Origin of the sequence: Mesorhizobium sp. M0408 (assembly GCF_040321495.1) — a bacterium.
Lineage (GTDB): Bacteria > Pseudomonadota > Alphaproteobacteria > Rhizobiales > Rhizobiaceae > Mesorhizobium.
Genome location: NZ_JAMYRO010000016.1, coordinates 63,951 through 76,859 on the forward strand (window position 1 = coordinate 63,951; position 12,909 = coordinate 76,859).

The 12,909-nt window shown below is 63.2% G+C and carries 7 protein-coding genes; 5 read left to right on the forward strand and 2 right to left on the reverse strand.

The annotated features are described in order from the left end of the window. Positions 1-10: 10 nt before the first annotated feature. A complete protein-coding gene (locus NKI67_RS19620) occupies positions 11-1,228 on the forward strand; it encodes an MFS transporter (RefSeq protein WP_352502483.1) in 1,218 nt (405 codons plus the stop codon). On the opposite strand, the gene dgcA is transcribed toward NKI67_RS19620, so the two are convergent. Continuing rightward, positions 1,199-2,182 carry an N-acetyl-D-Glu racemase DgcA gene (dgcA, locus tag NKI67_RS19625; RefSeq protein WP_352646457.1) on the reverse strand — a complete coding sequence of 328 codons (984 nt, stop codon included), beginning with the start codon at positions 2,180-2,182 and terminating at the stop codon, positions 1,199-1,201. The two genes, NKI67_RS19620 and dgcA, sit on opposite strands and share 30 nt — an antisense overlap. 78 nt (positions 2,183-2,260) lie before the next feature. Between dgcA and NKI67_RS19630 the strand changes: the two genes are divergently transcribed. The 4 genes from NKI67_RS19630 to NKI67_RS19645 are packed head-to-tail and all read left to right on the forward strand — an operon-like array spanning position 2,261 to position 6,343. Beyond that, positions 2,261-3,445 (forward strand): MlaE family ABC transporter permease, encoded by a 1,185-nt coding sequence (locus tag NKI67_RS19630; RefSeq protein ID WP_352568764.1) that lies wholly within the window; start codon positions 2,261-2,263, stop codon positions 3,443-3,445. A 1-nt stretch (position 3,446) separates the two neighbouring features. Beyond that, on the forward strand, positions 3,447-4,265 hold the full coding sequence (locus NKI67_RS19635; protein ID WP_352568763.1) for an ABC transporter ATP-binding protein: 819 nt from the start codon (positions 3,447-3,449) through the stop codon (positions 4,263-4,265). 13 nt (positions 4,266-4,278) lie between these two features. Then, positions 4,279-5,652 carry an MlaD family protein gene (locus NKI67_RS19640; protein WP_023679998.1) on the forward strand — a complete coding sequence of 458 codons (1,374 nt, stop codon included), beginning with the start codon at positions 4,279-4,281 and terminating at the stop codon, positions 5,650-5,652. Between the two features lie 37 nt (positions 5,653-5,689). Continuing rightward, complete coding sequence (locus tag NKI67_RS19645) at positions 5,690-6,343, forward strand: ABC-type transport auxiliary lipoprotein family protein (RefSeq protein WP_352568761.1); 654 nt, start codon at positions 5,690-5,692, stop codon at positions 6,341-6,343. 104 nt (positions 6,344-6,447) lie between these two features. Here NKI67_RS19645 and NKI67_RS19650 read toward each other — a convergent pair whose 3' ends face one another. Next, entirely contained in the window at positions 6,448-12,834 is a 6,387-nt protein-coding gene (locus NKI67_RS19650) for an apolipoprotein A-IV repeat region-like domain-containing protein (RefSeq protein ID WP_352646460.1), read from the reverse strand. Positions 12,835-12,909 lie beyond the last annotated feature (75 nt).

The window sequence follows — 12,909 nt, forward strand, 5'->3', positions numbered from 1 at the left end:
TCGCCTGTCAATGTCCTCGCTGCCGCCGCTTTCGCCCGAACAGCTCGTCAAGCCACGCCATTTCGAACTGCGCATGAGCTTGATCTTCTTTACGCTCTTCGTTCCGCTCGGGACGCATGTGCCGTATTTCCCGCTGTGGCTGCAGGCGAAGGGGTTCCATGCCGAACAGATAGCCGTGATCCTCGCCGCGCCGATGTTCCTGCGCGTGGCGACGACGCCTTTTCTTACTGCGCTGGCAGACAAAGCGAGCGACCGCGCCAATGTCTATGTTGCGCTGGTCGCCGCATCGCTGATCCTGTCCGCCGGCTACCTCCTGCCGCCGACCTACGCAACGGTACTTGCCGTGTCGTTGGCCCTGACGGTCGTCTGGACGCCGCATTCGCCGATTGCCGATTCGCTCGCCCTTTCAGGTGTTCGCCGCTTCGGCTCGAATTACGCAAGCATGCGCAAATGGGGCTCGATCTCCTATCTCTGCGCCAATCTCGCCGGCGGTTTCATCCTGTCGGCGAGCGGTGCCCAGGCTGTCCCGGTGATCATCTTCGCGGCGCTGTTTGCCGCGCTAGCCGCCGGACTGATTGCGCCGCGCCTCGGCCGTCCACGCCGCGCCTCGCCGCTTTCGGCCGCCGATATCCAGCAATCGGCACCGAAACTCCTCAACCGGTACTTCCTCTATTTTTCGACAGGCGTCGGCGTCATCACCGCCAGCCACGCATTTCTCTACGGTTTCGTGTCGATCTACTGGAAGTCGATCGGCATCAGCGATTCGGTTGTCGGGCTTCTGTGGGGGTGGGGCGTCGTCGCCGAGATATGCATGTTCGTCGTTTTCACCCGCGCTTTCGCCTCCTTCTCGGTCGTCTCGATCATGCTGATTGCCGGGATTGGCGCGATCGTGCGCTGGTTCGCCTTTCCGCTGATCTGGCCGCTTGGGCTTGGCGTTGGCGGGTTTTTCGCGATCCAGACGCTGCACGCGGTTTCTGTGGCGCTGGTGCTGATCGGCCTGCAAAAGATGATCGGTGAGACGGTCGCGGAAGAACGCACCGGGGCGGCGCAAGGCATCGCCTACTTCTCCAATGGCTTCTTCATGGCGGCGGCGACGCTGATTTCCGGTCCTCTTTACGACCGCTTCGGCGCGAATGGCTTCTTTGCGATGATCCCGATCGCCCTGACGGGCCTGGCTCTGATCGGGCTTGCCGCGCGTTCAGCCCCACAGCGCCCGCTCGGGCGGTGACACCAGCGAACCTTGGTAGACGAGACCGGGAACGCGGTCGCGGGCCAGCAGCAGCGGACCGTCGAGATCGACGAAATCGGCATCCTGCGCCAACAGCACGGCCGGCGCCATCGCAAGCGATGTGCCGACCATACAGCCGACCATGACACCAAGACCCAGTTCGCGGGCGCGGTCGCGAAGCACGAGTGCAGCGGTCAGGCCACCCGATTTGTCGAGCTTGATGTTGACGGCGTCATAAAGGCCGACAAGCGCTTCAAGGTCCTTCGCCTCGTGCACGCTTTCGTCGGCACAGATCGGTACCGGATGCGCGATGTGGCGAAGAATACGGTCATGTCCCGCCGGCAGCGGCTGTTCGATCAAGGCGATACCGTGCTCGGCGGCAAAGGCGAGGTTTGCGACGATATTGTCGTCATTCCAGCCCTCATTGGCGTCGAGAATGATTCGGCTGTCGGGTGCTGCCGCCGTCACTGCACGGATGCGCGCGATGTCGTTGTCGCCGCCGATCTTGACCTTGAGTAGCGGGCGCTGGGCGTTAGCGCGGGCCTGCGCCGCCATCGCCTCCGGCTCGGCGAGCGACAATGTATACGCCGTCTCAAGCGGTCGTAACGGAACGGTTCGTATCGTATGCGCCACCGGTGTTCCGCTGATCTTCGCTTCCAGGTCCCAGAGCGCGCAGTCGATGGCACTGCGTGCCGCGCCGGCAGGCATGGCATCGAGCAGGGCGATGCGGCTGATGCCGCGCGAGATCTCGCTGCGCATCGCCTCGATCGCGTCGCGCACACCCTCCATGGTCTCGCCATAGCGCTTGTAAGGGACGCATTCGCCGCGTCCTGTACGGCCGTTTTCGGTGATGGCGCAGGAAATCACCTCCGCTTCGGTCTTCGAGCCGCGCGAAATGGTAAAGGTCCCGGCTATCGGAAAGCGCTCGGCCTCGACCGAAATGACACGCGCCATATTTTTCTGCTCCAGCTGTGCGACAAGGAGGATATCGGCAAATCGACAGGTCGGCCCCGTCAGGCTAAACAGGATGCCATGTTGACCATCCGCAAACGCGACGCAAGCGGCCCTGCCACGGAGCCCGACCACCAGCCGCGCATCGCGATCGGCGAGGAGGGCGACGTTCTCGGCTGCGCTTTCTCGGGAACCTGGACGACACGTACCGTTGCCCTGGTCGATGCCGAGATGCGTAAGATCGAGAAGCGCGGCGGCTTCAAGACGCTGGCGCTCGACCTTTCACAAATCGAGAAGATGGACACTGCCGGGGCGTGGCTGATCGACCGCCTGGTCAGCAGCTTCGAAAAGAAGAGCGTCGAGATCACGATGCAGGGGCAAAGCGAGATTGCCTCGATCCTGCTCGGCGCCGTCGGTGATGCGGTCCGACGCGAGCCCGAATCAGGTCCGGCAAAGCCGCCCAACATCATCATTCGCGGGCTCGAGGCGGTTGGCCGGCGCGTTTATGAGATGCGCGACGATTTCCTGGCCGCAATGAATATCCTCGGCGCCACGATACGCGGCTCGCAGATGAAGCTTGGCCGTGGCCATGCCGTCAACATGGCGGCGATCTTCAACCAGATCGATCGCATGGGTGTCGGCGCCATACCGGTAGTCGTGCTGATGTCGGCCATCGTCGGTGCGATCGTCGCCCAGCAAGGCGCTTATCAGCTCAGCTATTTCGGCGCCGACATCTTCGTCGTCGACCTGGTCGGGGTGCTGATCCTGCGCGAGCTCGGCGTGCTGATGACGGCGATCATGATCGCCGGCCGCTCCGGCAGTGCGATCACCGCCGAGATCGGCTCGATGAAGATGCGCGAGGAGGTCGATGCGCTGAAGGTGATCGGTCTTAATCCAATCGGCGTGCTGGTGTTTCCGCGGCTGGTCGCGCTGGTCATCGCGCTGCCTTGCCTGACGATCGTCGCCAACTTTGCCGCGTTGGGCGGCGGCATTTTGGCTGCATGGCTCTACTCCGATATTGCACCGGCAGCGTTCATCGACCGGCTGCGTGTCGCAATCGACCTCAGCACCATCTTTGCCGGCCTGATCAAGGCGCCGTTCATGGCCATGATCATCGGCATAATTGCCTCGGTCGAGGGCATGAAGGTTGGCGGCAGCGCCGAATCGCTTGGCCAGCATGTGACCGCCTCAGTGGTGAAGTCGATCTTCGTGGTCATTATCCTCGACGGGCTTTTCGCCATGTTCTATGCAGCGATCGAGTTCTGACATGGCGCTGCCGGGCACAAACACGACCAAGGTGGCGGCGAAAGCCAAAGAAGACGAGATCGTGCTGTCGGCGCACGACATCACGGTGTCGTTCGGCGACCAGGTCGTTCTCGACAAATTGTCGCTCGATATCTGGCGCGGGGAGATTCTCGGCTTCGTCGGTGCCTCCGGTGCCGGCAAATCTGTTCTCTTGCGCACCATCCTTGGCTTGACGCGCAAGCAATCGGGAACAATCAAACTGTTCGGCGTTGACGTCGAGAAGGCAACCGAAAGGGAGCGCCTTCGCATCGACATGCGGCTTGGCGTGCTGTTCCAGCATGGCGCCCTTTTTTCGGCGCTGACGGTCCTCGAAAACGTCCAGGTGCCGATGCGCGAATATCTCGATTTGCCGAAGAAGCTGATGGACGAACTTGCCATGCTCAAGGTCGAGCTGGTCGGATTGCCGCCGGATGCGGCGCAGAAATTCCCCTCCGAGCTCTCCGGCGGCATGATCAAGCGTGCTGCGCTGGCGCGCGCCCTGGCACTCGACCCGGATATCGTTTTCCTCGACGAACCGACGTCCGGGCTCGATCCGATCAGCGCGGCTGAGTTCGACGAATTGGTCGTCAAGCTGCGCGATACGATGGATTTGACCGTGTATATGGTCACACACGATCTCGACACGCTGTTTACGGCGTGCGACCGCGTGGCGGTGCTCGGCAACAAGAAAATGCTGGTCGAGGGCACGATCGACGACATGCTCAGGAGCGAGGAACCCTGGGTAAAATCCTATTTCCGCGGAAAACGCGCCCGGCAACTTGATCTTGCGGCGCGCGCATAGCCATAAGTGAGCAATGGAAACCAGGGCCAACTACGTCATTGTCGGCATTTTCACGCTGGCCGCGATCCTCGCGGCTTTCGCTTTCGTCTATTGGACGGCGGCAATCGGCGAAAAGGGTGAGACGACGGTGCTGCGCGTGCGCATTCCAGGCTCCGCTTCGGGGCTCGGCCGTGGCAGCTTCGTGCTGTTCAATGGCGTCAAAGTCGGCGACGTGCGCCGTGTCTATATCGACGTCGACAATCCGACCGCTGCTATCGCCGACACCGAAATAGACCGGAATACGCCTATCACCAAATCGACGCAGGCCGATATCGGGCTTGCCGGCCTCACCGGCCAGGCCAACATCGAGCTCAAGGGCGCCGACCCCAAAGAGCCAAAACTTCTCGACGAGGCGGAAAAGGAAGGCCGTGTCGCCGAGATCGTTGCCAACCCGTCGGCGGTCACCAATCTGCTACAGACAGCGCAGAACATCTTCACCCGCGCCGACAAGGTCCTTTCGGAGCTCGAAGGCTTCACCAAGGATGTTCGCGGGCCGCTGACGCAGACCGTCAACAATGTCCAGACCTTCTCCGATGCACTGGCCAGGAATGCGGACGGCGTCGACAAGTTCCTGGCCAGCGTCAGCTCGCTGGCGGACGAACTGAAGGGTGTTTCGGGCAAGCTCGACGGCACCCTGAAGGCGGCGGAAGGGCTACTCAACGCCGTCGACAAGGACCAGATCAAGAGCATCGTCGCCAATGTCGACACGGTCACTTCCAACCTCAAGGAAACCAGCAAGCAGTTCGACACGGTCATCAAGAACGTGGACACCGCAGTAGGCTCGATCAACGAGTTCGCCCAGAAGACGCAAGGCACGCTGGCCAAGGTCGACGGCGTTCTCGACGGCATCGATCCGGCTGAGGTTCGCACCGCGCTGGCCAATATCCAGAAGGCCAGCGAAAACGCCAATGAAGCTGCCGCCGACATCGCCAAGGTGACCAACAAGTTCGCCAACCGGGCCGACGACATCGACGAAACCATCAAAGACGCGCACCAGCTCGCAGGACGCCTCAACGATGCCTCGGTGCGAGTCGACGGTATCCTTGCCAAGGTCGACAAACTGCTCGGCTCCGGTCAGGCCGACGGCGTCATGGCCGATGCCAGGGCGACGCTCAAATCGTTCAAGCAGGTCGCCGACACGCTGAACGCCCGCCTCGGCACCATCACCGACAATCTGGCGCGGTTCTCGGGACAGGGGCTGCAAAACGTCGAATCGCTGGTCCAGGACAGCCGTCGTTCGATCAACCGCATCGAAGAGGCGGTGACCGACCTCAGCCGCAATCCACAGCGGATCCTGTCCGGCGGCGAGGGTGAGGTCCGGCAGTTCGACGGCAGGGTGCGCCGTTGACTTCGGCCTGCGCCCACCGCAAGAACATAGCTTGCGGATGCGCGTTGTTTCCACGATCCGGGGGGGATCGCGTTTGAAGTCGATCAGTTCAGGCAGCGTCAGATCGAGTGGGTTCAAGGCCGGAGCGGCACTGCTGGCGCTTTCGCTCGCCGGCTGCGCGGCGCTGGGCGGCAAGCCGGCGCCGCTGGATACGTTTGAGCTTTCGGCGCCGTCGCTGGAAGCGCGTGCCCACAGCCGTCGCCAGATACTCATCGCTCAGCCATCGGCGCTCAAGGCGCTGGACAGCCAGAACATCGTCATTAAGCCATCGCCGCGATCGATCCAGTATCTCAAGGGCGCGCAATGGGCCGACCGGCTGCCGATGATCGTACAGGCGCGGCTGGCAGAGACGTTCCAGCGCTCGGGCAGCTTCACCGGCGTCGGCAAGCCAGGCGAGGGGCTGGCGATCGACTATCAGGTGATCGTCGAGATCCGCTCGTTCGAGGTGCGTGTCGACGGTGGCGAACATGCCGAGGTCGAGCTGTTCGTGCGCCTGTTGAACGATCGCAACGGTGAAGTGCGGTCTTCGAAGACGTTTAGCGCAATCGCGCCCGTTTCGGGCAATGGCAACCAGGCCTATGTCGGCGCGCTCGATGCCGCGTTCGGCGATGCGGCGGGGCAAATCGTCCGCTGGACGGACACCGTGATCTGACACAGCCGGAACTGCCGGCACGGCACTCTACAGCGCCAATGGAATTCAGTACGGCATGAAAAAGGCGGGAAATCCCGCCTTTTCGTTTGTTCTCTGTCGCCCGCTTAGTGCAGGCGGCCGCTGGCGTGGGCCAGCATGGTGTAAACCTTGCCGGTATCCGACGTCAGGTAGGTCTGCGCCATGATGTTGTCGCGGTCGTTGCGCGACACGTCCTTGAGCAGCTTTTCGAAATCGTCGCAGTAACGATCGACAGCAGCGCGGAACTCCGCCTCTGACTGATATTTGCGGCGGATCTCGTCGAACGTCTGCTGGCCCTTCAGCGTGTAAAGTCGGCGCGTGAAGACGTCGCGCTCGCCGCGCCGGTAGCGGTTCCACAGCTCGATCGAGGCATCGTGATCGATGGCGCGTGCGATATCGACCGAGAGCGAGTTCAGCGATTCCACGACATGAAGCGGCGAACGCGCAGCGGGAGCCGGGCGCGGCGCTTCGGCAGGCGCTGCCGGCTTGGCGTCGTCTTCGCGTGATGCACCGGTCAGGAGGTCACGCACCCAACCGCCCTGCGGCGTGCGGCCGTTGGGGTCGCGCTGGCGCGGCGCTTGGTCTGCGGGACGTTCGAGGTCGAGCGTGCCGCGCAGCGCCGTCTCGCCCGAAGGCGCCTGCGGTGCACGGCGCTGTTCGGGAGCCGGAGCCGGGCGACGTGGCGGTTCGGCGGGGCGTGCGGCAGGCGCTTGCGGCGCCGGACGCAGGTTGCGCTGTTCCGAACTGTCGGCGCTGCGGCCAGATTTCGCAACGATTTCAGAAAGTTCCTTCAGCGCGTTGATCTGCTCTGAAACGGCACGGCGGATAGCCGTGGTTGATTCCTTTGCCTCTTCCGGCATCTCGATGACGCCTTTCTTAAGCTCGGCCCGGGTGAGGTCGAGCTCGCTCTTGATCGAGCCGGCGGTACGCCGCATCTCCTCGGTCGCATCGGCAAAGCGCTTGGTTGCCGAATCGACCACTTCGGAAATCGCGGTACGGATCTTGTCGGCGGATTCCAGCGTCTTGCCTTCGGCGTTCTGCAGCGTCTGGCCGACCAGATTCTCGAACGAGCGCATGACCCTTTCGAGATCTTCCGACTTCTTGACAAGGCCGACGGCAAGGTCCTCCAGCGACGATTGCCTTTCGAGCGTGTGCTCAAGATTGCTCTGGGCCGAGCTCAACAGGTCCGAGGCACTGGAAAGCAACCGGCTGTGCTCGTCGAACTTGGTGGCGATTGAAGCAACCTCGCGCAAGGTCGACGACGACAGCTCGGTGAGCCGCGTCGTGTTCGAATCGACCAGACGCGCCGAACTGGCGAAGGTCTGCGCGGTCTTTTCCGTGGTCGCCGCGAAGCTTTGCGTGCTCCCGGTCAGGCGTTCGTCGACCTGGCCGAGATTGGTCGCCGCCTGCTCGATCAATTGACCGAGCTGCGAGCTGGAGGTGGTCATGCGGCCGATGAGGTCGGCAACGCTGTCGGCAAGCGTCGAGCGCGCGCCTTCGACGGCCGACAGGGTTTCGGCCGTGCGGCTGGCGATGGCATCGACGAGGGCGGCGTTTTGATTGCGCAGCTTCTCGGTCGCACGTTCGGTGACCTCTTCCATGCTCTTTTGCAGCTCGGAGCCGCCCTGGGCGAAGCGCTCGACCAGAGGCCGTGCCGTCTCGTCCAGGATTTTCGATATTTCGGCCGAACGTGCCGCAAGCATCGTATTGAGTTCGCGAGTATTGGCACCGATGGTCTTTGCAGCGTCGTTGGTGCTCTGGCCGATATGCTGGCCGACCGCGGTAAAGGTCTCGGCGATCGAGTTGGCACGCGAGACCAACTGCGCCTCGGCACCCGAGACTTGTTCGTTGAGCTTTTGGCCCATTGTCTCGGCGGAGTAGGCGAGGCGGTTCTCGACGCTGGCGACCTGCTCCTCGACGCGGGCCGCAGTGGCGGCAGCACTCGATGCCAGGCGTTCGTCGGCACCGGCAAGCAGCTGCTCGATTTCACGGGCATGGACGGCGAGTTCCTGGCCAGTCTGCCTGGCGCGTTCGGCAACCCGCTGCTCGGTGCTGGTGAAGGCACCGACAATGGTGTCGGCATGTTCGCCGATTGCGGTGCTGCTGTCAGCGATACGGGACACCAGGCGATGATCCGCCTCCTCGAAGATGCGGCCGATCTCGGACGCACGGGCCGAAAGTGCTTCGGAGCCTTCGGCAATGCGCGAAATAAGTTGCTGGTCGGCGGCATCGAAAATGCGGCCGAGATCCGACGCACGTGCCGCGAGCGCTTCGGCGGATTCGCCGATGCGCACGCCCAGCCGCTCGTCGGCTGTTTCGAAATTGCGCAGGATGTCGCCGGCACGTGCCGCCAGCGACTGGGCCGTTTCGATGGCGCGAGAGACCAGCCGGTGGTCCGCCGCGTCGAAGGTACCGGCAATCTCACTTGCTCTGGCTGCCAGCTGATCGGCCGTTTCCTGGGCACGCGCGAGCAAGCTGTTCGACGTGTCGTCGACGCGGGCAATCAGTGCGCTCGACGTGTCCTCGGCGCGGGCGGCGAGGCGACGATCCGCCTCCTCGAAGGTGCGGGCGATGTCCTCCGCCCTGGCGAGCAGGGCGGCCGAGGTCTGCTCGGCGCGCTCGGCGATCTTGCGGTCGGCATCGCTGAATGCCGCGCCCGCCTGCTCATGCAGCGCGCTCGTAACTTCCATGACCTTCTCGCGCAGCGCGCCGGCGACGAAGACCGCGCTTCTTTCGAGCACACTGCGCACGTTGTCGACACCCGTCGACAGCGCCCGCTCCATTGTGCTGGCGCGCTCTTCAATGATGCCTGTCTGCCGGCTGAACGCCTGCTCGATCTTTTCTACGTCCGCAGCGATCGCATCGGAGATGTCGGTGCTCCTGGCGGCGATCTGGTCGATATGGCCGGACAGCGAACGGTCGACATCCTTACGCGTTTCGGCGAGCCTGGAGAGATCGTCCTGCAATGCGCGGGTCAGCATGTCGCGGCCCTCGCTCAGCTTGCCGACATGACCGGCGACGATCTCGTCGACTTCGCTGCGGCTCATTGCAAGCCTCTCCAGATCGGCTTCCAACGCGCGCCTGAGTATGTCGCGGCCTTCCGCCAGTTTCTCAACCTGGCCGGCAACCAGCCCATCGATGCTCGAGCGGCTTTCGGCCAGCTTGGCGAGATCGTCCTCGAGCGCCTTCGACAGGGTCGAGCGGTCCTGGACGAGCTTCTCTGCGTGGGTTGCGACAAGGCTGTTGACGTTGCCGAGATCGGCTTCCAGCGCACGCGAAAACTGCGCGCGATTATCGGTCAATAGCTGCGACTGATCGGCGATGGCGCCCCTGATCGTGCTGAGATCGGCCTCCAAGGCGCGCTTGAGGATGTCGCGGCCTTCGGCCAGCTTCTCGACCTGGCCGGAAACCAGTCCGTCGATGCTCGAGCGGCTTTCGGCCAGCTTGGCAAGATCGTCTTCCAAGGCGCGCTTGAGGATGTCGCGACCCTCGGCCAGCTTCTCGACCTGGCCGGCGACCAGCCCGTCGATGCTCGACCGGCTCTCTGCCAGCCTGGCAAGATCGTCCTCGAGCGCCTTCGAGAGGGCCGAACGGTCCTCGGCGAGCTTGTTCATATGTTCGGAGACGACGCCCCGCACGGTCTCGAGATCGGTCTCCAGTGCCCGCGACAGCTGACCGCGATCCTCCGCCAGCTTCTCGGATTGGCCGGCGATGACATCCTTGACAGTGCTCAGATCGGCTTCGAGCGCACGCTTGAGGATGTCGCGGCCCTCTGCCAGCTTTTCGACCTGGCCGGCAACCATCACATCGATGCTCGAGCGGCTTTCGGCCAACTTGCCGAGATCGTCTTCGAGCGCCTTCGACAGGGTCGAGCGGTCTTCGGCGAGCTTGTTCATGTGATCGGAGACAACGCCCCGCACGGCCTGCAGGTCGCTCTCCAGTGCCCGCGACAGCTGGCCACGGTCTTCCGCCAGCTTTTCGGACTGGCCGGCGATGACGCCCTTGATCGCGTTCAGGTCCGATTCCAGCGCGCGCTTGAGGATGTCGCGGCCTTCGGCCAGCTTCTCGACCTGGCCGGCAACCAGCCCATCGATGCTCGACCGGCTTTCGGCCAGCTTGGCAAGATCGTCTTCAAGCGTCTTCGAAAGCAGGCTGCGGTCATCGGCGAGCCTGCCAGAATGATCGGCGATCAGGCTCCTGATGTCGGACAGGTCGTTATCGAGTGACTGGGAAAGGCCGCTGCGGTCTTGCGCCAATTTCGCCGAATGCGCCTCGATGAGGCCATTGATGCCGGCGATGTCGGCTTCCAGCGCACTGGCGAGTATGGCGCGACCCTCGGCGATCTTTTCGACCTGACCGGCGACGAGGCCGTCGATGCTGGCGCGACTCTCTGCCAGCTTGCCGAGGTCGGCCTCGAGCGCGCGCGAAAGGATGCTGCGGCCTTCGGCGAGCTTGCCGACGTGCCCGGCAACCATTTCATCAATTATCGTACGAGCTTGCACGAGTTTTCCGGAGTCTTCGTTCAAGGCCTGGGCAAGCCTGTTGCGACCCTCTTCAAGGCTTTCGAGATGGCTGCCCAGCGAAGCGTCGATCGCTGCGCGCGATTCGTTGACCTTGCGCAGATCCTCTTCAAGGGCGCGCGAGATCAGGCCGCGGCCTTCGGCTAGCTTCTGCACCTGGTTAGCCACCGCTGCGTCGACTTCGGCGCGACCTTCGGCGAACTTCGCCAGATCGGCCTGCATTGCCGCCGCCATCCGGTCGCGGCTTTCGGAAAGCTTGCGGCTGTGGTTCTCGACGGCTTCCTCGATGCCGGCGCGAGCATCGGCAAGCCGCTGGATGTCCGTATCGAACGAACGCGATACGACATGGCGCGCCGCTTCCATGCGCCCGGCGAAATCGCCGGCGCGGGCTTCAAGCATGGTCGAGGTCGATGAAATGATGTCGGCCATGTCGGCGCCGATCTGGGTCTTGCCCTGATCGATCATCGCCGACAGCGTCTCCTTGCTATCCTGGAAGGTGTGGGCGATTTCGCGCGCGCGCTCGACCAGCGTCTCGTTGATCTGGCGTGCGCGAGCCTCCAGCGCGGCGTTGAGCTTCTGCGTGCCGGTGTCGAGCGCCTCGGCGCGGGTCTGGAACTCGCTGATCAGCGCCTGGCCACGTTCAGCAAGCGCCCGCTCGATGCCGTTGAGGCTGGCTTCGAATTCCGAATTGAGTGTGCGGGCGGCACCGCCGAGCAGCGACACCATGCCGCTCGTGCGGTCGTCGAGCAGGTCGGTCAGTGACCGCGTCAGGCCATCGGTGGTGTCCGTCAGCTTGGCGATCCGGGTGTCGAGCAGGCTGGCGAAGGCCTCGCCCGACGTCGACAGCCGATCGGTGATCGACTCGAGCCGGCCTTCCACCGAATCGAAGATCGACAACGAGCTTCCGTTGATCCTGTCGATCAGCGTATCGCCGGATTCGTTGATCGTCATCGACAGCTTGGTCGAGGCGTTGAGAATGCTGTCGCGAATGATATCGCTGGCGGCGTTGATCTCGTCTTTCAGTGTCTCGTGGGCGCCGGTGATCGAGGCGCGCACGCGCTCGGCATGGGTGACGACCGCTTCGCGCTCGCTGCCCAGCCCGTCGACCAGCGAGCGGATGCGGGACTCGTTCTCTGAATAGGAGCGCTCGATCTGGTTCACCTCGCTGTGGACCAGCGTTTCGAGCTCGACGGCACGCGCAAGCGTGCGTTCGATGCCTTCGCCCATGGCTGCCACCTCGCGGCGAACCGCTTGGCCGATCATCATGACGCGATCCTGGGCAAGATTTTCCGGCTCGGCCAGACGGAAGGCCACCTCGGTCATCGACTGCGCGGCAAGGCGCATCTCCTGAGCGCGGCGAATCATCACTGCGAATGCCCAGAACAGGATGACGGGCACGATTGCCGCGACCGCCAGGCCGATCAGCTCCGGACGGGCGAAAAACTGATCGAAGGTGCGGATGTTCCAGATGCCAGGTCCGAACAACAGGTTCGCAAGGCCGCCAGCGCCGGCGATCCAGGCCAGCGAAACGAAAGCCACGACCCAGTAGATCGTGTTCGAGGCGCGCCGATTGAGGGTGTGCAGGAGCGTCTTATAGTCTTTTTGACGATCGTCGTTGGCCGGCGAGAAAGCTGCCGGCTGCGAGCCATTGCGCGTTGCGACAGGACGCAACTCAGCCGGCTTGGCCTTTGGCGTGGGATTTGCGATCTGGCTTTGATTGGCGGCAGGTGCCGCGTTCTGGGTCTGGTCCGGGGCAGGCGCTTGGTTCTGGCTGCGACCTTCGCGCGCCAGCTCGTCGGCGGCTTGCGATATTTGCGCTTCGAGATCTTCCATGGATGCAGCCATGTCGAAGTCGCCGCCGGCATCGCCGCTCAGATCGATATCAAGTGCCTTTTCAAGTTCCCTGGCTACGTCGCTGTCGAGCGTTCTTGTCGTCGTTGGTTTCTTCGCCATGCCTTCGCTACCCTGTACAAGCTGCCGCGGGACTTATGGTTCTGCTTATTGATTCTGCCTAGCGTGTCCCGCGCA

Bases quoted from the DNA above. Each gene is read 5' to 3' on its own strand.
- NKI67_RS19620 (WP_352502483.1), top strand. From the start codon at position 11: ATGTCCTCGCTGCCGCCGCTTTCGCCCGAACAGCTCGTCAAGCCACGC.
- NKI67_RS19650 (WP_352646460.1), bottom strand. From the start codon at position 12,834: ATGGCGAAGAAACCAACGACGACAAGAACGCTCGACAGCGACGTAGCC.
- NKI67_RS19645 (WP_352568761.1), top strand. From the start codon at position 5,690: ATGCGCGTTGTTTCCACGATCCGGGGGGGATCGCGTTTGAAGTCGATC.
- NKI67_RS19635 (WP_352568763.1), top strand. From the start codon at position 3,447: ATGGCGCTGCCGGGCACAAACACGACCAAGGTGGCGGCGAAAGCCAAA.
- NKI67_RS19640 (WP_023679998.1), top strand. From the start codon at position 4,279: ATGGAAACCAGGGCCAACTACGTCATTGTCGGCATTTTCACGCTGGCC.
- NKI67_RS19630 (WP_352568764.1), top strand. From the start codon at position 2,261: ATGTTGACCATCCGCAAACGCGACGCAAGCGGCCCTGCCACGGAGCCC.
- dgcA (WP_352646457.1), bottom strand. From the start codon at position 2,182: ATGGCGCGTGTCATTTCGGTCGAGGCCGAGCGCTTTCCGATAGCCGGG.